This is a genomic window from Pseudomonas sp. 58 R 3 (genome assembly GCF_900006605.1).
GTDB lineage: Bacteria > Pseudomonadota > Gammaproteobacteria > Pseudomonadales > Pseudomonadaceae > Aquipseudomonas > Aquipseudomonas salomonii.
This window is the reverse complement of the sequence record NZ_CVTT01000050.1, coordinates 84,417-105,487: the sequence shown is the minus strand read 5'-3', so window position 1 is coordinate 105,487 and position 21,071 is coordinate 84,417. Positions and strand designations below refer to the sequence as shown.

13 protein-coding genes are annotated in these 21,071 nt (G+C 60.0%); 6 read left to right on the top strand and 7 right to left on the bottom strand.

What is annotated here, in order from left to right; all coding sequences use genetic code 11:
• The first annotated feature begins 163 nt into the window (after positions 1–163).
• From BFP92_RS13080 to BFP92_RS13055, 6 genes are all read left to right on the top strand, one after another.
• Positions 164–6,001, top strand: coding sequence for an NEL-type E3 ubiquitin ligase domain-containing protein (locus tag BFP92_RS13080; protein WP_239694262.1), 5,838 nt, complete (start codon positions 164–166; stop codon positions 5,999–6,001).
• A 107-nt stretch (positions 6,002–6,108) separates the two neighbouring features.
• Positions 6,109–7,011: a cysteine synthase CysM gene (gene cysM, locus BFP92_RS13075; RefSeq protein ID WP_056861474.1), complete on the top strand. Its 903-nt coding sequence runs from the start codon at positions 6,109–6,111 to the stop codon at positions 7,009–7,011.
• The gene (gene rlmD, locus BFP92_RS13070; RefSeq protein ID WP_065929797.1) at positions 7,011–8,363 is read left to right on the top strand and encodes a 23S rRNA (uracil(1939)-C(5))-methyltransferase RlmD; all 1,353 of its coding nucleotides are present in this window, start codon (positions 7,011–7,013) and stop codon (positions 8,361–8,363) included. The genes cysM and rlmD overlap by 1 nt, the downstream gene beginning before the upstream one ends.
• Before the next feature lie 152 nt (positions 8,364–8,515).
• Positions 8,516–10,759 (top strand): GTP diphosphokinase, encoded by a 2,244-nt coding sequence (relA, locus tag BFP92_RS13065; RefSeq protein ID WP_017134872.1) that lies wholly within the window; start codon positions 8,516–8,518, stop codon positions 10,757–10,759.
• A complete protein-coding gene (gene mazG / locus BFP92_RS13060; RefSeq protein WP_065929796.1) occupies positions 10,759–11,592 on the top strand; it encodes a nucleoside triphosphate pyrophosphohydrolase in 834 nt (277 codons plus the stop codon). Before relA ends, mazG begins: the two co-directional genes overlap by 1 nt.
• 25 nt (positions 11,593–11,617) lie before the next feature.
• Positions 11,618–12,163: a DUF2058 domain-containing protein gene (locus BFP92_RS13055; protein ID WP_017134874.1), complete on the top strand. Its 546-nt coding sequence runs from the start codon at positions 11,618–11,620 to the stop codon at positions 12,161–12,163.
• A gap of 67 nt (positions 12,164–12,230) precedes the next feature.
• Here BFP92_RS13055 and BFP92_RS13050 read toward each other — a convergent pair whose 3' ends face one another.
• From BFP92_RS13050 to purM, 7 genes are all read right to left on the bottom strand, one after another.
• Complete coding sequence (locus BFP92_RS13050; RefSeq protein WP_065929795.1) at positions 12,231–14,351, bottom strand: TonB-dependent receptor; 2,121 nt, start codon at positions 14,349–14,351, stop codon at positions 12,231–12,233.
• Positions 14,348–15,574, bottom strand: a complete 1,227-nt coding sequence (locus BFP92_RS13045; protein WP_065929794.1) for an MFS transporter — start codon at positions 15,572–15,574, stop codon at positions 14,348–14,350. Before BFP92_RS13045 ends, BFP92_RS13050 begins: the two co-directional genes overlap by 4 nt.
• Entirely contained in the window at positions 15,564–17,489 is a 1,926-nt protein-coding gene (locus BFP92_RS13040; protein WP_065929793.1) for an IucA/IucC family protein, read from the bottom strand. Before BFP92_RS13040 ends, BFP92_RS13045 begins: the two co-directional genes overlap by 11 nt.
• A gap of 385 nt (positions 17,490–17,874) precedes the next feature.
• Positions 17,875–18,063: a hypothetical protein gene (locus tag BFP92_RS13035; RefSeq protein WP_065929792.1), complete on the bottom strand. Its 189-nt coding sequence runs from the start codon at positions 18,061–18,063 to the stop codon at positions 17,875–17,877.
• A 376-nt stretch (positions 18,064–18,439) separates the two neighbouring features.
• Positions 18,440–19,153: a DUF3108 domain-containing protein gene (locus tag BFP92_RS13030; RefSeq protein ID WP_065929791.1), complete on the bottom strand. Its 714-nt coding sequence runs from the start codon at positions 19,151–19,153 to the stop codon at positions 18,440–18,442.
• 8 nt (positions 19,154–19,161) lie between these two features.
• A complete protein-coding gene (purN, locus tag BFP92_RS13025) occupies positions 19,162–19,812 on the bottom strand; it encodes a phosphoribosylglycinamide formyltransferase (RefSeq protein WP_065929790.1) in 651 nt (216 codons plus the stop codon).
• Positions 19,812–20,870, bottom strand: a complete 1,059-nt coding sequence (purM, locus tag BFP92_RS13020) for a phosphoribosylformylglycinamidine cyclo-ligase (RefSeq protein WP_065929789.1) — start codon at positions 20,868–20,870, stop codon at positions 19,812–19,814. The genes purN and purM overlap by 1 nt, the downstream gene beginning before the upstream one ends.
• Positions 20,871–21,071 lie beyond the last annotated feature (201 nt).

Below are 21,071 nucleotides of genomic sequence, written 5' to 3'. Positions count from 1 at the left end.
TACCGCCCGGCATAAGCACCGTTGGATAGGCTCGTCATTTATCACACCCCCCGAGGGAAAAATGACAGAGCCTGACGTGACACCCCCAGCCCCGGATACGTTATCTGCGTATATCGAGGAACAACAAGCGCTAGGGCCGTTGATGTCTGGCGCCGAGTGGTCCATGACGCGCGTCCTGATGCCTTTGCGCAAGTCTCTCGAGCGCTTTTACGGCTGCCTCGATGTGCAGCAGCAGCAAGACTACGTCCGTTTGCAAAAGGCCTGCATCCGCGCGCAAACCGCTTTCGAAGCGGCCATTGATCAACTCGGTGCCGACCTGGAAGCCACCTCGTTGTCGACGCTGAGGGCAGCACTGAAAAAACTCGCCGGTAAAGAGGTCGATCCCAAGGTCGCCCGTATCCATACCCGCTACGTGAAACCGGCTGTTACATCGACGCCAAACAACCCGGCTCTGAGGGTTCCCCGCGTTGCGGATGACCGCGTAGACAGCCCGGGGCTGTCCAGCGTCACGCTGTGGGAGGCCGCGTGCATGAACTACGGCGGTTTGTCGGGATGGGGGTTTGCGGGGCATGTCAGCCTGGAGGAGGCCAGTTACCTGGATTCGAATGTCGGAATCAGCGCGGCGGATTTTATCAAATTGGTGCGCGACCTCAATCTTGGCACGCTGTTGCGCAAGCGCCTGGATAGCGCGCTGCAGAGCTCCACGCAATTGGGCGCGCAGGTAATGGCGCTGGCAACCGCAGAGCTTGAATTTGCGCTGATAGAGGCCTTGAGGACCAGCGACCGAAGCCGCGTTGACCGGGAAAAATACCAGGCTGTGGTGAGTGCGTTGTCAGATAAGTCGCTTTGGGGGGTTACCCAGGAAGTGAAAATGTTCATTCCCCATGGCCCGGACAATACCAATGGGACCGAACGCTATGGCCTGCTCGGCGTCTACACGGACCTGCCAAGAGGCGACTACCTGAGCATTCCCTATGTGATTTTTTCCGTCAAAGACTGCAAAGGTGTGTTCAGCTATTTCCCCGACCGGCCGGGTGGCGCCCTCAGGCACTACGACAAATTTTCGGAGGCGTCCAAAGAGTTTTACGTCGGCTTCAAGGCGTTCCATACGCGTAAAGAAATGGGGTGGTTGTATCAGTCCATGTCGCTGCCGGATTATGCGCGCTTGAGCGCCAGGTCAGCCAAAGAAAGCATGCCGGAGGGGCTAGATGCCTTTGCCCGGTTCTTGTACCGGTTGTTCGGGCGTGCACGCAAGCTTACTCAGGTCGACCACCTCGGCTACAAGCCCGAGAGCGTTTACAACGCACCAACAGTCAGCCTGTATCGGTTTTACATCGAGCGTTGCCGAGCCAACCTCAAGGTATTGGCGCATGAAACGCCGGGCATCATGGCCACCTTGCTGGAGTTTTCCCAGACACTGTTCGGTGAAATCATCAGCCTGCTGTTGATCCCGGTGCCAGGGCCTTTGAAAGGTCTGGGGCGGTTGAGAGCGTTCGCCATGTTCACTTCAATAGGGCAGGCACTTTTCCAGGGGCTGCAGAAGGATGGTCGTGGCGACTTGGTGCAAGCGGCGATGGATGTCGCTGACTTGCTCAGCAGCAGGTTCCTGCACGCACGTTTGGCCCCGACTGTCAGGCGCCGGCATCAAGCGTTGTATGAGCGGTTGGCCCAGCAAAGCAAACCGCTGAGCGCCGCCGAGCGCGAGAGCCAGACTGACGGTCAACTGCTGGAAAAAATGCTGGGCGCCAGCGATGTGCCGCCACAAAAGCTGGAACGGATCGTTACCCTCAGCAACAGCTCGAGAGCCGACCTGGACCAGGTCTGGGAGGGAGCACCGCCCTCGGCATCGCTGGTTGAGGCAGTGCGTCGGTTTAACGTCGACCGGCTGATCGACTGGGCAGTCGAGGGGGCCGACGCCAGACGTCCCGAGGCAATGGGGGCGGTTGAGATTCTCGCTCCGCTGCTCACCCAGCATAAGGATTGGCCGAAAAGCACTGCCTTGAGCATTCAAAATCCGCATGGTGTGGAAGTGCGGCGCTATAGCAAACGTGCGGACCATAAGACCACGGCGGTGGTCACGGTAACCGCGTTGGAAGGCGATCTGTTTGCTCATTCAACGCCACGGCGGATTACCCTGAGTTTGCCTCAGGCCATTGTCGATTTGCTCCCCGAGGTTTTTTTATCGGGCGAGACGACGTTGGCCGAACAACTGGCCGGCAAGGCCGACGCGTTGCGATTGGATCTGTTTGAGGCGCTCACGAAATATGCCAATGCCAGTCGCGCTGCGGCCCCGACCGTGTCTGAGGCAGTGCTTCGATTACTGCCTGACAGTGTGGCCGACGATACCCCTGCGCACGCGGTGATCGAGCAGTTACACACATTGCACCCGCTGTTGAGCCGGGCACGCTTGCTGGAGGTAGTGCGCCAACACCCGTTGTCGGAACATCAGCAGACACAACTCCTGCACTCGCAATTTCAACCCGAAGCGCTTTACACCGCGCTGCGCGCTGCTCGTCAGATAGCACGCGCAGAAGCCATGGTTGACGGCGTACTCCATCCTCGGCGCTTCAATCAAGACACTCAGGGCTGGGCCACAGAGTTTGCCGCCGGGGCACTGCGTGACCTGACCGGCCAGGTACTGGTCATCAGCCCTCAAGCGCAAGCGATACCTTATGTTTCGCGAGGGCCGCTGGACAAAACCATTGTCGTGATCGACCACGGGGGAGGGCAGTTCTCACTGTATGACGCTCAATCGCCCACCCCACGGGCGACCGAAACCGATGATTTATACCAAACGGTCGTGAGCCAAATCTCTGAACACGACCTGCTACGGTTGAAGTGGGACGCGCAGAGCGCCGCCTCTCAGTTCCGTTACGCCGTGGCCCGGACCTTGCTCGACAACCTTACGCCCGATGGCAGGTTTTATCCGTCACGCCGGGAGATCGGGCAGTACGCCAGCGTGGTCGAGACGTCAAATATTGTGCCCGAGCCTGACGCGCTCGGCCTCTACAGCCTGGGTGCCGATCGCTACCTGTTTATCGACGGCGAGTATTTCAAGGTCGTCCAGGGCCAAGGGCTTGAGCCCTGGCGTATTCAACACCCGTCCCTGGAGCAGGCTTATGCACCCGTGCTGACCCACAACGGTGCCGGCGCCTGGCGTCACGAATGGGAAAACCCACTGACCTGGGACGGGCAGAAACCGTTTCAGCGTCTCGGGCCTTGGGTGCGTGAATTGACGCCGGATGCCATTGTGCAGATCCAGCAGATCAGTGGCGTGACGCCGGCTATCCTGCGCCGGGTGCATGTACGTAACGAGCGCCCCCCGCTCATCTTGCGCGAGACGGTTGAGCGTTTCACGATTCATCAGCGGGTCAAATCGGGTGTGGAGGTCGGGCGGGACTTTTACGACGAGCTGCTCGGTGAGGTCGGGCCTGAGGCTGCCGACGCATTGGCCGGGGTGACGGCGGCGTCTCGCGCCGATCAAGTCGCGCTGCTGGAATCCAGGGTGGTCGAGGACAAGCCACAGATGGAGCGGCTTTTTTTCAAGGCGCTGTGTCATAAGGCAGAGCAGTCATCCGAGCCTTTGGCGCAGGTGCTGCAACGTGATTTTCCCAGCTTGTCTGCGGCAGTTGCCGAGAGCCTGGCGCGTCAAGCCTCGGCTGATGAGAGGCAGAGCCTGGAGGCCGGCCGCGTTCCCTTGACCCTTACGCCTTATATCCGCTGGTACCTCAAAGCGTTGCGCAGAGCCAGGGCTGTGGAGGGGGTGTATCTGCCTGCGGCGATGAATGAAGACAGTGCGAAGTTAATCCTGCACACATTGCCGGATATATCCGGGTGGCCATCCCATTTGCGGGTTGAGGTGTGGGAGCGCGCAGTGCTGATCGACAGTATCGGCCCCACCGATGGGCCTCTCAAACGCGTACTGGAGTCAGTGGCTGGTCATTACCAGGCGTATATCCCCCACACAGATGGCAGTCGGCAATCAGTGGGAGTTCCTGGGCATCTCCTGCCTGTTCTGTTAGGCGCCCTGCCGGCCCTGGAACGTCAGGCATTTGGCTACACCCATGCGTCCGGCGTCGAAGAGCTGGTGCAGGAGATTGGTCAGCGCTTGGGACGCAAAGAGGTATTGGCGGACAACGTGCTCAACATCGGCTGGCCCACTTGGCACAACCCACCCAGGCGCGTGGCCGACGGGCGAGTGGGTTATCCGCTGAGCGGCGAGGGCAGGTCAGGCGGCGTGAACCGTGGACAAGTAGCCCGATTTCGCCAGTTGTTTCCGACAAAGTCCGATACCGAGGCCGCCGAGATACTCCAGAACGTGAGTGATTCCTTCCAGGATCGCGAGGACATAATCAATTACTTGTTCAAGGAACAAGACACCTTGAAGGCCAGCCTTGAGCGTTGGTGTTTGTTGGGCGAACCCGCGAACCTTAAGGCCCAACTTGAAGCTTCCGAGCGCATTCTGAAGTGCTGGCGCAAAGAAGACTCTCCTCGAGGTGTGCCATTCGAGTTGTACCTCGACGGCTTGTCTCTCAACGGCCTGCCTGAGTTGAGTGCGCATTTTGGCCATGTGGTGAAATTGAGTGTCAGAAACAATCAGCTGCAAGATTTGCCGGCTAAATTCCTGAGGTGTTTCCCCGCGTTGCGTGTGCTTCAGCTAGACGGTAACCGGTTGAAAAATTTGCCGCGAGGTTTGGGGCAACTGATGTATCTGCATCGACTTACGTTGTCCCATAACCGCATCAAACCCACTATTTCGGATGTCATGAGTCTTCAGGAATTGACCGGCTTGACGGTACTCGATCTGTCCTGCAATCCGATCGGGTTTGGCCAAAGGTTAAAGTTGTATCCCCTCAAACGGCTCAGACAACTGATGCTTAGAGATGCCAGGCTTGATGTGCTGCCCTTGGGGGCAGTGACGCTCGAACAACTGCGCACCTTCGACCTGCGCGATAACCGGTTCGGGGTCCTGACCGATTCTGATCTCTACATCAATGAAAACGTGCTGCGCGCAATGAACCTGCATGGCAATGCTCTTTCTCAGGCCAGCTTGCGGCTGCTCAGCCAATATCGGACGCGGCCGGGTTATCAGAATATTGATTTTGGCCTGTGGCACGACGGTGCCTTGCCGCTCCCTTCGATTGAGCGTTGGCTGACGTCGGTCCCTTTGAACCAAGTGGCGTTGTGGCGGGCTGAGTGGGCGTTGTTGGTGGGTGAGCAGATGGCAGATCGTTTTTTTAACCTGTTGTGGAACCTGTCTTCTCATCCGCTGTTGATTTCGCCGGAGCATCAAGCCTTGCGCCAGGACGTTACGCAGCGAGTCTGGCAGGTGATTGAAGGTGCAAATCACAACCGGGACTTGCAACAGATCCTTTTTCGCACGCCCTTGAATTACATGAGCGGTGGTATTGATGGCTGGTTGTTGTGCCTCAATGACATCGAACTGGCGATGCTGCCGGTGAAGATGCTGGCTGGAAACGTTGACGTCGCAGGCGCGGATTTTGTGAATTATTTTCGGGCTCTGCGCAGGATAAGTTCCATCGCCTATCACCTGTCACGGGAATTTGCGCAGTTATCCGCTCCAGAGCTGTGCGTGCAGATCCTGGCGTATCGAATCGCATTGGCCCCCAGCCTGGACTTGCCTCTGGCATTGCCAGGGCGGTTTGACGCGGCTACGGCAGTACCCAGTGCCAGGTCCGTGAATGAACTGCGTCAACGTATTATGCGTGAGGAGCTGCACCTCAATGAGCCTGAGCGACTCGCAAGTGAGGAGTATTGGGTGGGGTTTCTGAAGCTTAAGTACCCGCAGCGTTTTGACGCAGCACTCAAGCCATATCAGCTTGCGTTGGAGGAGGCGAACGAAAAAGTGGCAACTGGCATCATGAGCGAAGATGCGTACAACAACTACGCAAAAAGCCTGGTTGTGCCAGCGAACAACGCTGAGGCTGACGTGATTAGCGAATTGACCCTTGAGCAATGGAACGCTTTCGGGATCGGGTAACTCACTGCTTATGCCTTTAAGCCATAAGCACCACACTTTGCGTGATATGGCCCGCCGGGCTTTCCCGGTATGATGTTCGCCCCCGCAGTCTGGATTGCGAATACGCCATGACCTTGCAGTACCCTACAATCGCCGATTGCGTCGGCAACACACCCCTGGTCCGCTTGCAACGCATGGCGGGTGAAACCAGCAATACCCTGTTGCTCAAGCTCGAAGGCAACAACCCGGCCGGTTCCGTCAAGGACCGCCCGGCGTTGTCGATGATCACCCGCGCCGAGCTGCGCGGGCAGATCAAGCCCGGTGACACCCTGATCGAAGCCACCTCGGGTAACACCGGTATCGCCCTGGCCATGGCCGCGGCGATCAAGGGTTACAAGATGGTGCTGATCATGCCCGACAACGGCAGCGCCGAGCGCAAGGCAGCGATGACCGCCTACGGCGCCCAACTTATCCTGGTCACCCAGGAAGAGGGCATGGAAGGTGCGCGCGACCTCGCCGAGCGCATGGCCGCCGAAGGCCGTGGCGTGGTGCTGGACCAGTTCGCCAACGGCGATAACCCCGAGGCGCATTACACCAGTACCGGCCCGGAAATCTGGCGCCAGACCAACGGTTCCATCACCCATTTCGTCAGTTCCATGGGCACCACCGGCACCATCATGGGTAATTCGCGCTACCTCAAGGAGCAGAACCCGGCGATCCAGATCGTCGGCCTGCAACCGATGGAAGGCGCGGCCATTCCCGGTATCCGTCGTTGGCCTGAAGAGTACCTGCCGAAGATCTACAACGCGGCGCGTGTAGACCGCATCATCGACATGGCCCAGCGTGAAGCCGAAGACACCACCCGCCGCCTGGCGCGCGAAGAAGGCATCTTCTGCGGCGTGTCCTCCGGTGGCGCTGTGGCCGGTATGTTGCGCTTGTCCAAAGAAGTTGAAAACGCGGTGATCGTCGCGATCATCTGTGACCGAGGCGACCGCTACCTGTCGACCGGCATCTTCGACGAACCCAACTGATGGCCAAGCACGAGAGAGGCCTGCGCTTTCAGCCGACGGGCGGCAGTCGCGCCCCGCAGATTCCGGTGGGCAAGAAACAACGCCTGACCATCGAGCGCCTGGCCAACGATGGCCGCGGTATTGTGTTTTTCGAAGGCCGCACCTGGTTCGTCAATGGCGCGCTCGCCGGCGAAGAAGTCGAAGCGCGGGTGCTGGGCGCCCACGGCAAAATCGTCGAGGCCCGCACCGAGCGTGTGTTCAAGGCCAGCGAGTTGCGTCGCCCGGCACCGTGCGCGCACTTCGGCCGCTGCGGCGGTTGCAGCGTGCAGCACTTGCCCCATGACGAACAACTTGCCCTGAAACAGCGCATGCTCGCCGAGCAACTGTCCCGTGTGGCCGGTGTCGAACCGCAAGCGTGGGCCGCACCCTTGAGCGGGCCGGAATTCGGCTACCGTCGCCGCGCCCGTGTGGCGGTGCGCTGGGATGCCAGGGCCAAACAGCTTGAGGTGGGTTTTCGCGCCGTGGCCAGCCAGGATATCGTCGCCATTGATGATTGCCCGGTGCTGGTACAAGCCTTGCAACCGATCATGCAGCGTTTGCCGAACATGCTGCGCCGCCTGAGCAAGCCTCAGGCGTTGGGGCATGTGGAGTTGTTCAGTGGTTCGGCGATTGCCGTGTTGCTGCGGCATATGGCGCCATTGTCCGAGGCGGACCTGCAGGTATTGAACGAATTTTGCACCTTCCATCAAGCCCAGTTGTGGCTGCATGGCGAGGGCCAGCCGGAGCCGGTAGAACCGGGTCAGGCGCTGGGTTTTAGACTGGCGGCGTGGGATCTGGAACTGGCTTACCGTCCGGGAGATTTTGTCCAGGTCAACGCAGGCGTCAACGATGCGATGGTTGCCCAGGCCCTGGAATGGCTGGCGCCACAGCCCGAAGATCGGGTGTTGGACCTGTTTTGCGGGCTGGGCAACTTTGCCCTGCCGCTGGCCAAACAGGTGCGCGAAGTGGTGGCGGTAGAAGGCGTGCAGACCATGGTCGAGCGAGCGGCGCTGAACGCCCTCAGCAATAATTTGCATAATGTGCAGTTTTTTCAGGCCGATCTGTCCCAGCCTTTGAGCGACGCACAATGGGCCAAACAGGGCTTTTCTGCGGTACTCTTGGACCCACCCCGTGACGGTGCCCTGGAGGTTGTGCGCAAGCTTGCCACTCTGGGAGCCAAGCGTCTGGTGTATGTGTCCTGCAACCCGGCCACGCTGGCGCGGGACACGGTTGAGTTGGTCAAGCAAGGCTACCGGCTAAAACGTGCCGGGATCCTCGACATGTTTCCGCAGACAGCGCATGTCGAGGCCATGGCGTTATTTGAAGCGGGCTAGGATGCCCGTTTAATCCGACTGGCCTGTCGTCTCCTGGGCCGTGACCTGTCAGGGAGTGGGACCTAGCCTAATGGTTGCACCGCTAGGGTTACGCAGCAGGTCAGCGATGATTTTTGGCGCATCCAAGGTGCGTCGTAGGGAAGGTAAGCAAGATGGTACAGGTGAGAGCACACCAGCCGATCAACACCGACGGCAGTATCAATCTCGAGGCATGGCTGGATCATGCCGTCAGTGTCGACCCGGCACTGGACCGTGAAGCCTTGAAAGCAGCCTGCGAGTTCGCTCGTGAGTCTGAACAGCAAGACAATGCGGCCAAGAACCTGTGGGCCGAAGGCACTTCAAGCTTTCGCACCGGGTTGGAAATCGCCGAGATCCTCGCCGATCTCAAGCTGGACCAGGATTCGCTGATCGCCGCCGTGCTTTATCGCGGCGTGCGTGAAGGGCATATCCCGTTGCCGACGGTCAGCCAGCGTTTCGGCGCGGTGGTGGCCAAGCTGATCGACGGCGTGCTGCGCATGGCCGCCATCAGCGCCAGCCTCAGCCCGCGCCAGTCCATGGTGCTGGGTACTCAGGGCCAGGTCGAAAACCTGCGCAAAATGCTGGTGGCCATGGTCGACGACGTGCGCGTCGCGCTGATCAAGCTGGCCGAACGTACCTGCGCGATCCGTGCGGTGAAGACCGCCGACGACGAAAAGCGCAACCGCGTGGCCCGCGAGGTGTTCGACATCTATGCGCCGCTGGCGCACCGCCTGGGCATCGGCCATATCAAGTGGGAGCTGGAGGATTTGTCCTTCCGCTACCTCGAACCCGATCAATACAAACAGATTGCCACGCTGCTGCACGAGCGGCGGCTCGACCGCGAGCGCTTTATCACCGATGTGATGGGCCAGTTGCGTTCCGAGTTGCAGGCCACCGGCGTCGATGCCGACATCAGCGGCCGCGCCAAGCACATCTATTCCATCTGGCGCAAAATGCAGCGCAAGGGCCTGGCCTTCAGCCAGATCTACGACGTGCGCGCCGTGCGCGTGCTGGTGCCGGAAATGCGCGACTGCTACACCGCGCTGGGCATCGTGCACACCCTGTGGCGGCACATTCCCAAGGAGTTCGACGACTACATCGCCAACCCCAAGGAAAACGGCTATCGCTCGCTGCACACTGCGGTGATCGGCCCCGAGGGCAAGGTGCTGGAAGTGCAGATCCGCACCCATGCCATGCACGAGGAGGCGGAGCTTGGGGTTTGCGCGCACTGGCGTTACAAGGGCACCGACGTCAAGGCCGGTTCCAACCAGTACGAAGAGAAGATCTCCTGGCTGCGCCAAGTGCTGGAATGGCACGAAGAGCTGGGTGATATCGGCGGTCTGGCCGAACAGCTGCGGGTGGATATCGAGCCCGACCGGGTCTATATCTTCACCCCCGACGGCCACGCTATCGACCTGCCCAAGGGCGCTACGCCGCTGGACTTCGCTTACCGCGTACACACCGAAATCGGCCACAACTGCCGGGGCGCCAAGATCAACGGGCGCATCGTGCCGCTCAACTACAGCCTGCAAACCGGTGAACAGGTCGAGATCATCACCAGCAAGCACGGCACGCCGAGCCGCGACTGGCTGAACCCGAACCTGGGCTACATCACCACGTCGCGGGCGCGGGCGAAGATCGTTCACTGGTTCAAATTGCAGGCGCGCGACCAGAACGTTGCAGCCGGCAAGACCTTGCTTGAACGCGAATTGGCGCGCCTGGGCCTGCCACAGGTGGACTTCGACAAGCTGGCCGAAAAAGCCAACATGAAGATCGCCGAAGACATGTTCGCCGCCCTCGGTGCTGGCGACTTGCGCCTGGCGCAATTGGTCAATCTGGCCCAGCAACTGGTCGAGCCGGAGCGCGGCAGCGAGCAGCTGGAACTGATCCCACGCAAAGCCACCGGCTACAAGCCCGGCAAGCGCGGCGATATTCAGATCCAGGGCGTGGGCAACCTGATGACGCAAATGGCCGGCTGCTGCCAGCCATTGCCGGGCGATGCCATCGTCGGTTACATCACCCAGGGGCGTGGCGTGAGCATTCACCGCCAGGATTGCGCCTCGGTGCTGCAACTGGGCGGGCGCGAGCCCGAGCGCATCATCCAGGTCAGCTGGGGCCCGGTGCCGGTGCTCACCTATCCGGTGGACATCATCATCCGCGCCTACGACCGTTCCGGTTTGCTGCGTGACGTGTCGCAAGTGCTGCTCAACGAGCGCATCAACGTGCTGGCGGTCAACACCCGCTCGAACAAAGAGGACAACACCGCGTTGATGTCCCTGACCATCGAGATCCCGGGGTTGGACGCGTTGGGGCGGTTGCTGGGGCGGATTTCCCAGTTGCCGAATATCATCGAGACCCGGCGTAATCGCACGCCATGATGTATTCACTTGAAGACCTGCTGCACCTGATGAACCGCCTGCGCGACCCGCAATACGGGTGCCCGTGGGACATCAAGCAAACCTACGCGACCATCGTGCCGCACACCCTTGAAGAAGCCTACGAAGTCGCCGACGCCATCGAGCGCGGCGACTTCGATCATCTGCAAGGCGAGCTGGGCGACCTGTTGTTCCAGGTGGTGTATTACAGCCAGTTGGCGCGGGAAGAAGGGCGCTTTGAGTTTGCCGGCGTGATCGACAGCATCACGCGCAAGCTGATCCGTCGCCATCCCCACGTGTTCCCCACTGGCGACCTGTATGCGCCGCTGGATATTCCCCGGTTGAGCGAAGAACAGGTCAAGGAACGTTGGGAGCAGATCAAGGCCGAGGAGCGCGCAGAAAAATCCGACGCACCCGAGCAATTGTCCCTGCTCGATGACGTACCCACGGCCCTGCCCGCATTATCCCGCGCCGCCAAATTGCAAAAGCGTGCCGGGCAGGTCGGTTTCGACTGGCCGTCTGCCTTGCCGGTGGTCGATAACGTGCGTGAAGAGCTGGATGAAGTGCTCGAAGCCATGGCCGATAACGACTCGGTGGCCATCGCCGATGAAGTCGGTGACCTGTTGTTTGCGGCGGTCAACCTGGCCCGTCACCTCAAGGTCGACCCGGAAACCGCGCTGCGTGGTGCCAACGCCAAGTTCGAGCGACGTTTCCGATTTATCGAACAGGCATTGCGCGACACGCACAAACCCATAGAAGATTGCACCCTCGAAGAGTTGGACGCCCTGTGGGGCGAAGCCAAACGCCAGGAAAAGAATGTGTCCAGCTGCGGTTGAGCAGTTGCCTAAGTGAGTAAGCACCATGAGCCTTTCCCTTCGCGACCAGTTGCTCAAAGCAGGTCTGGTCAACCAAAAGCAGGCCAAGCAGGTCGGCAAAGACAAACAGAAACAGCAGCGTCTGGTCCACAAAGGCCAGATCGAGGCCGATGACACTCAGGCGCGTTTGGCCGCCGAAGCGCACGCCGAAAAGGTCAAGCGCGACCAGGAACTGAACCGCCAACAGCAGGAAAAAGCCGAGGCCAAGGCGCGCACGGCCCAGGTCAAACAGTTGATCGAGACCTCGCGCCTGCCCAAGTTGACCACCGAGGACTACTACAACTTCGTGGATGACAAGAAGGTCAAGCGCCTGTCGGTCAACACGCTGATGCGCAACAAGCTGAGCAACGGCTCCCTGGCGATCGTGCACCACGGTGGCGGCTACGAAGTGATTCCGCGTGAAGCGGCGCTGAAGATCCAGGAGCGCGCACCGGAGCGTATCGTGCAGCTCAATATCCTCACCGAAAGCCAGGTTCCGGATGAGGACGATCCATACGCCGCCTACCAGATCCCGGATGATCTAATGTGGTAAGGCGTTAAAAACAACAAACCCCGCTCAAAAGGCGGGGTTTGTGTTTTTAACCTGCAGCTTCAACCGATCACCAATCCACGGCATAACTCACGCTGAAGGTACGCCCTTCAGCGTTCGGGTACGGCGCACGGGCGTTGGCCTGGGCAAACATGTTCTGGTAATTGCGGTTACTCAGGTTGTAGATCGCGCCTTCCAGGCGACCGACTGGCAACCTGATCGAACCGAGCAGATCGACCAGCGTATAACCTTTGATATCGCGGCCGTTGTTGTCTTTGGCTGCGGCGTCATAGTCGGCCAGTTGCATGCCTTGCAGGCGCAGGCTGTAGTCGCCACGGTCATAGCCGACAAAGGCGGTGGTCTTGGCAGGCGAGATACGTGTGGCGGGCAGGTCGATCCATTTGCCGTTTTGCTGGGTCTCGCCTTTGGCGTAGGCGTAAGTGCCGCCTACCGACCATTGATCGGTGACGTTGTAGGTCAGGCTGGTTTCGATGCCGCGCACGCGCTCTTTCTGGTTGATCAGGCGCAACACACGGTCATTGGCATCATAGAACTGGGTGACGTCCGAGGTGTTTTCATAGGCGGTGACGTTGGCCTGCCACTTGTCCCAGTTGCCACGCCAGCCCAGCTCGTAGCTGTCGACCTTGAGGGCTTGGGCGTTCAGGTCCTGGATGTCGTACTTGCTGTTGACGTCACGCAGGAAGCGCTGGATATCCGGCAGGGAAAACCCCTGGCTGAAATTGACGAACACATCCTGGTTTTCATTCAGGTGGTACACCGCACCCAGGTTGTAGAGCGTGTCATCGTATTTGAGGGTGCCGCCCGGCAGTGTGGCGCGGTTGCCGGTCTGCACGATCTCGCCGTAGGCAATACTGTCGGACACTTCGCTTTCGATCCACTCACGACGTATGCCGCCACGTAAGGTCCAGTCATCGATATCGTAGGACAGCTGACCAAAAATGGCTTTGGTGCTGGTTGCGATGTCCGGGCCCATCTCGAAGGTGGTGCCGGTCTTGGTATAGCTCAGGCCATTGACCCGGTATTGGTCGCCGCGTTGGCGCGAGGTTTCATGGTCATAGTCGGCGCCCCAGACCAGGTTGCCGGTCGCCGGGCCGATGTCCGGCATTTGTGTATCGATCGCCGCCCGCACACCATAGACGTCTTGCACACTGTTGTTGTCGGACACCCCGGCACGGCCGCGAGACAGGTCGGGGAAGAACAGTGCGTCGGCACGCCGCCAGTAACTTTCGACCTGCAAGCCCTGGCCATAGAAGTCCTTGTCGGCGTAATTGAGGTTGACCGCCTGGTTGTGGGTGAAGGGTTGGTCATCCAGGTCCAGGCCTTTTACCGCGACCGCAGTGCTGGTGATGCGTGGGTTCTTGGTGTAGCGGGTGTCCTGTTCATCTTTATAGTCTTGCAGCGACAGGCTGATCTTCTTGTCGTCATCCAGCTCGTAGCCGAAGCGACCTTGCAGGTCGTAGGTGTCGGTGTCCATGTTGCTGCCCTGGGACGTGTCCTGGGGAATGCGTTTGCCGTTACCGTCGAACTGGTCGTTGCGTTGCACCGTATTGCCCGACACGTACCAGTCCACCGGGCCCTTGCGGCCGGTGGCACTTTGGAAGGCTTCGTAGGAGAACCCTTTATGGCTGAAGTTGTTGCCGGCGGTCATGCCTATCTTGCTGCTGAAGGCCAGGTCTTCGCCTTTGTTGCGCTTGGTGATGATGTTGATGATGCCGCCTGACGCGCCGGCGCCGTAGACGCTGCTGGCGCCGGATATCACTTCGATGCGCTCGATGCTTTCCGGTGCCACGCTGTTGAGCTGGCGGAAGTTGTCACGCGTGGCGTTCTGGGACACGCCATCAATCAGGATCAGCGTGTTGCGCCCGCGCAGCGTCTGGCCGAAGTTGCTCATGCCACCGCTGGAGGGCGCTATGCCCGGGACCAGTTGCCCGAGGATATCGGCAACCCGGCGTCCTGCCGCTGTCTGCTGGCGGATCTGTGCTTCGTCGATAACCTGCACCGAGCCTGGGATCGCGGCAATGCTGGTTTCACTGCGAGTGGCTGAAACGACCGTCGCCTGCAATTGCAGGTTGGTAGCCGCCGCTGGCGCGTCTTCAGGTTGATCGGCCCAGACAGGCACGCTTATCGAACCGAGCAGGGGCAGCAGGACGGCCCATTGTGATTTGTTCATGATCTTGCCTTTGAGTTATTAGAAGTATTGACAGAAAAATCGGAAGTCTCAGGTGTTCGGGTGAACGAACGGATGGCGCGGATACCCAGGGCCGCCAGGGCATAGGTCAGTGCCACCAGCCAAAAGCTGTGCGCCAGGCCTACCATTGCCATGCCGACGCCACCCAACAGCGCACCGCACAACGCGCCACCTTTTGCGGCGCTATTGCCCAGGCCCAAGGCAAACCCCTGCTGGCTGGGTGCAACGGTGTTGGCGATCAACGTGTAGGCGACCGGCAGCAGCGCGCCTTGCCACACGCCCCACAGCAGCCGGCTGGCGAGGAACCCCAGCCATTCGCCGGCCATCGCCGTGAAGGCCAGCGTCAAGGCGCAAAGCCAGGTGACCCATTCGATGATGCGCAGCGTGTGCGCCGCCGGGTGTCGGTCAAACAGCCGGCCCCACAGCGGCGCGGACAGCGCGAGCGTCAGTGCGCTGGCGGCGTAGCTGGCGCCGATCAGCCAGGCAGGGGCGTTTAGAACATCGGCGACGTACAGGGCATAAAACGGTTGGGGCATCATCTTGGCGGCCTGGATCAGCACGATGATGGCGAGCATTGCGCCGAGCCAGCCTTTGGGCAGTGCCGTAGGCGTTGAGGCGCGTGCAGGTCTTGAGCGCGGCGCATCGCTGGGTAGAAACAGGCTGATCAGCGCGCACAGCAGGCAAACCGCCGTGGCGCTGTAGCACAGCAATGCAAAGCCGGAAATGTCCATCAGCCAGCCACCCAGCACCGGCCCGGCCAGCGAACCCACGGCGGTGGCCGATTGCAGCCGCGCCAGAACGTGCCCGCGTCCACCTTCGGCGCAGTACGCCAGCGCGTAGGCTTGGGCCGCTGCAATAAAGCCCGCCAGCGCACCTTGCGCCACGCGAATGACCACCAGCAGCCACGGATCGGTGGTGACGGCGGCCAGCGCCTGGCATACCGCCAGGGCCAGCAGCGCGCGAATGATCATCGGCTTGTGGCCGGTACGATCACCCAGGCGCCCCCACATCGGCGTGAGGATCATCGCCGCCATCATCGGCCCGGCATACACCAGCGATGACAGCAGGCCGGTGTACTGGGCGTCGGCAACGCCCAGCAGCTTCTGGATCTGCAACGGCCAGAAGGGGCCGCTCATTTCCATGGCGCCCATCGACACCAGCTGAATCACCACCAACAGGCGCAGTGCCGTGTTGTTAGCCGACATTGGCGGCAGTGCTCAGCGGGTTCGGCAGGCGGCCGACGATATCGGCGTGGCTTTCCATCAGGCGCATGCGCATAAACGACTTGGCCGGCCAGTCCTGCTCCAGCAGCGCGGCACGTTCGGTCTGCCAACGTTGGGGCTCGACCTGGCTGCGCAAATCATCGAAACACTCGCGGACCTGGGCCGACAGTTCGTCCCACAGCAGCCCCTCCGGAATATCGAAGTGGCGCGCACTGAGCAATACCAGTTCGCCCAAGTGGCACATGAACACCGTGTGCAGCAACTTGTCGCGCACGAAGCCGGCATCGTCGTACAAGGTCATCTTCGGGTCGTGCAGTTCGATGTCCAGGCCGTGGGCGTGCAAGGTCTTGCGGTCGATGCGGATATCACCGAAATCACGCAGCAACAGACGGCTTGCTTGCCCGTCGGTGCCCATGACCATAAATGAGTTCTGCTGATGGGCCTCGAAGGCCACGCCATAACGCAGGTACATGCCCAACAGCGCCGGCACTGCGATGGATGCATAGTCTTTAAAAAACGCCTGCATGGCCTGCGCGTCGTCGGTGCCTTTGCTCAGGCGTACCCACTGCTTGAGCAGGGGCTGCCCATGCTGATCGATGGCAAACAGGCTGCCTACCGGAACGGCCATTTCGCCCGGTTCAAGCAGGCTCTGCGGGTTGTCCCGGTAGAGGACGGCCAGGTGCCGGGAGTGTTCGTCATTGGCAGGTTGTGGTTGGAAATGCACGCCGAGTCGTTCGGGCACGATGCTCAGAATTTTTTGAATGTGTGGCTCGCGTGCCAGGATGGTTTGCAGCAAATGGCTGATCCGTGGGCCCATGCGCGCGGAGCGTGGCGACACGGTGCGCTGCACGCTGGTCAAGCGCAGCGACACTGGAAGTTTAACCATTGGCGCGTCGCACCGGCCTTCGGGCAACACGGTCCTGAACGACATGGTGGGGTGGGCGGTGAACGCGACGATGTCGGTCAGCACCAGCAGCCGGTCGCCGATTTCATTGGCGAACAGTTGCGGCAGCTCTTGGCGAGCCTGCCAAGGGTGAGCGGGCATCGGCAGGTAGTCGCCGGCCTCAAGGCCCTGAGCGGTCAGCTGCGCCGTCAATTGGCGGGCGGCCTGCGGGAAGTGGTTTTGCCACCACTGCCAGTAATCTGCAGTACCGGCCAGGCTTTCGACATGGGCGAACTGGCGGTGCAGCGCGCAGAGTAATACCGGGAAGCGCGCCTCGAACTCCGGCGAGAATTCAATAACCTGCTCTGTTCCCAGGCCCAGCTTTGTCTTGTAGTTGGGGTGCCATGGATGGCCCAGCGTGCCCCACTGCTCAAGTACCGATGTCGGGTTGGAAACGCCTGGGTTGTTCCTGAGGTAGCTGAGCAAGTTGTTTTGATGCGCGGGGGCCATTGCCGCGTGCAGCTCGAGAGTCCACTGCTCGTGGAAAGCGAGGCACAGCGTATCGTTGACAACGCTGTCATCGATCTCGCTGTTGAGGCGGCTTAGCACGTCGGGGGCGGCAGGCGACTCGAGGCTGCTGTTGAGTAATGTCAGCAACTGCGAGGGGAACCGGATTTTCTGTTCTGGCTGGCCGGCGCGCAGGACACTCACCGAACCGCGCAAATCCCAACTGGCCATGCGGCCCGGGCGCAGGTGATCAAAGCGCAGGCGGGTGTGGTCGGGTAGCTCCAGCCAGCAACGATCGTGATCGTCATAGGTGCGCGTGGCGGGGTTGAGCAGACCCTCACGGAACAAGGCCTGGATCAAGCGCTGGAAGCTGCGTTCGGCGGCGGGTGCAAGGGTATCGATCAGGGCATCAAGCGTGACGTGCTTAGCCTGGAATTGGCGAGTGGAGAGTGCTTCACCCCAGCGTTCAAGCAGTAGTTTTTCCGGTGTGGCGATGTGTCCGTGCATCAATTCGAACTCCTTATCCGTGGCGCTGAGTGAAAAGCGAACGGATACTATCGAGAATCATTACCAAATGTCTATTTGTTGTTACGCTTTTTGCAGAAACGATTATTCAGGGAGTGAAAGGAGGGCGGGTCGAAGACGGACAGAGCAACCATGCAGGTCTGCAGTCAGGGCTTGAAGCGTCTAAGTCAGGCTAGTTCAGTGTCTTTGAGAGGACTTGTAATACGCGGCCTGAGGTTTTGTAGGATGTGTCTGTTTTCATGCGGTCGTGGCAGAACACAGGAAAACGACGGAAGTGAGAAACGAAAAACCCCGCTCAAAGGCGGGGTTTTGTGTGCAGGCACACCAGCTGCTGTGTGGGGCTGGGTGGCTACCGGATTTCAGCGTTTCAGGAGCCTTGCGCCTGGCGTTTCATTTCTAGAGATTCGAGCTCGTTTTTATAATTTTGGGCTTCGTTCTCATTGTGGAACATGCCGACCAGTTGGTCTTGTTGATGTACATCCCAGATGTGAATCCCATGACCCAGTGCTTCGTGAGACATGTGTGCATCGTCGCGTTCAGTTACTTTTACAGTCATCTGCTTGCTCCAATCTCTGGTTGATCTGCGGCAAGTCGTCGCAGGCCTCTTTTATATGTTTTGTTAGCTTGCTAAGTAAACCGATTTTGCGCGCAACTATTTATTGCAGGAAACGCAACAGTGCTGCAGGCCACGCAAATCGCGACATTGCGTCGCAGGGTGCTGAGTTTTATGACAAAAGTTTCATGTTTGGGTGGGCTTAAAGTCTTGTGGTGACCGTGCTGGCCCCATCGCAGGCAAGCCAGCTCCCACCTTGAAATGCGTTTTCCTGTGGGAGCTGGCTTGCCTGCGATAGCGGTAGTGGGTTCAACACAAAACCTCCAGGCGAAAAAAAGCCCCGCATTTCAGCGAGGCTCTTTTAAATCACATCACGGTATCAGCTACCTTTGATAGCCTGGCCATCAACGGTACCGTCCAACAGCATGATGTTGTATTCCTTGCCGTCGGTTTCCACCTGGCGCAAGGCTACCAAAATACCGCCCAGGTCCTTGGCAAACCACATCTGGGTGATGCGCTTGCTTTGAGTCGGGTCGCGTACACGTTCAACCTTGATCGCATCGATGGAGCCGACCTTGGTCTGGACCTTTTCCGGGCCGATCACGCGGAAGTCGTAGGTGTCGGTGTCGGTGCCTTCAACGACGATGTAGCTCATGCTCTTCTTGCCGGCCGCCACATCGCGTTGCAACGCCAACTGATAGGTCGACTTGTCGAGCATGCCGCTTTGCAGGGGGACATTGACCGGGTCTTTGTTTTCAAAGCCGGTGACTTTCTTGGCCGTCTGGTCAAAGTCCAGGTTGATCTTCTTCGACTTGCCCAGGCCGCCACGCTCGAAGCTGTAGCTCACGGGCTGCAGGGCATCTTTGTCGAGACGGATCACACTGGTCTCGGTGAGGCTGGCGATCATCATGGACGCCTTGAAATTCAGGGTCCACGAGCCGTTGTCATTCTTGACCAGGCTGCGTTCGGCCGAACCGCTCATGGGCAACTGTTTCCAGTCGGCGGTGTAGCTGGCGGAGAAAGGGTGAAGGTCTGCTGCTTGCACGGCGGGCAAGGCGAACAGCGCAAAAGCGAAGAGCAGGGCGCGACGCATAAAATCTCCTAGGTTCGAATCAAGTGGCCGCTGGCCGCGAGTAACTGACCGTCCAATAATGCACCCTGTTCGCCGAGAATCAATCGTCCCTCGGCAAACCAGCGAACAGCCAGCGGGTAAATCCTGTGTTCCTGGGTGTGAACCCGTTGCGCAAGTGTCTGCGCCGAATCTGCAGACTCTACCGGAACCACTGCCTGTACGACCAGAGGCCCGCCATCGAGTTCCTCGGTGACAAAGTGCACGCTGCAGCCATGCTCCGTGTCGCCGGCCTCGAGAGCGCGTTGGTGCGTGTGTAACCCTTTGTATTTGGGTAGCAGGGACGGGTGGATATTGAGCAGGCGCCCTTGGTAGTGCCGCACGAAATCGGCGCTGAGGATGCGCATGAAACCGGCAAGTACCACGAGTTTGGGGTTGAAGGCGTCGATCAGATCGATCAAGGCGCTGTCGAAGGCCTCGCGACCTTCGAACGCCTTGTGATCCAGCGAGCGGGTGTCGATACCCGCGTCCCTGGCGCGTTGCAGGCCGTAGGCGTCGCTGCGGTTGGAGATCACCGCAGCAATGCGCACCGGGCTATCGCCGGTGCGCGTGCTGTCGATCAGGGCCTGCAAGTTACTGCCGGTGCCGGAGAGCAGCACCACGACATCACAGGTCTCAGGCATCAGTGAGCCTTGAGGTTCTTCAGTTCAACCTGGGCCGCGCCTTCTGGAGCGGTCGCGATCTGGCCGATAACCCAAGGCTGCTCGCCCGCTTCACGCAGTACGTTCAGCGCGGTTTCGACGTGTTCTTGCGCCACGCAGATGACCATGCCCACGCCGCAGTTCAGCACGCGGTGCATTTCGGTTTCGTCGACGTTGCCTTGCGCTTGCAGCCAGTCGAACACGGCAGGACGGGTCCAGCTTGCCACGTCGACAATCGCCTGTGCGCCTTTTGGCAGCACGCGCGGGATGTTGTCCAGCAGGCCACCGCCGGTGATGTGGGCCATGGCTTTGACGGCGCCGGTGTCTTTGATCAGCTTGAGCAAGGGCTTCACGTAGATCCGGGTCGGGGCCATCAGCAGGTCGGTCAGCGGCTGGCCGTCGAGTTGGGTGTTCTCGATTTCGGCGCCGGACACTTCGATGATCTTGCGGATCAGCGAGTAGCCGTTGGAATGCGGGCCGGACGATGGCAGGGCGAGCAGGGCGTCACCGGCTGCGACTTTGGAACCGTCGATGATTTCAGCTTTTTCGACCACACCGACGCAGAAACCGGCCAGGTCGTAGTCTTCGCCTTCGTACATGCCCGGCATTTCAGCGGTTTCGCCGCCGACCAGGGAGCAACCCGACAGTTCGCAGCCGGCGCCGATGCCGGTGACCACTTGAGCGGCGGTGTCCACGTTCAGCTTGCCGGTGGCGTAGTAGTCGAGGAAGAACAGCGGCTCCGCGCCACACACCACCAGGTCGTTGACGCACATGGCAACCAGGTCGATACCGATGGTGTCGTGCTTGTTCAGGTTCAGTGCCAGGCGCAGCTTGGTGCCCACGCCGTCGGTGCCGGACACCAGCACAGGCTGCTTGTAGCCGGCCGGGATTTCGCAGAGGGCGCCAAAACCGCCCAGGCCGCCCATGACTTCGGGGCGCGCAGTGCGCTTGGCGACGCTCTTGATGCGTTCGACCAATGCTTCACCGGCGTCGATGTCTACACCGGCGTCCTTGTAGCTCAGGGAGGGTTGCTTGCTCATGATCCAGGCCTTTAGGGGGGATTTCTGGGTAACGACCGAGCCGGCAGGCGCTTTTGATAAAAGGCCCAGCCGCTGACGGTCTGCGAAGGCGCGCGATTTTATCAGGCTTGAGGGGCAGCGGCCATCCTCGGGCCGACGGGCAGGGCCATATAGCTTAAAAAAGCCGGTTAAAAAAATGCTAATCGAGCCGGTAATGGCGTG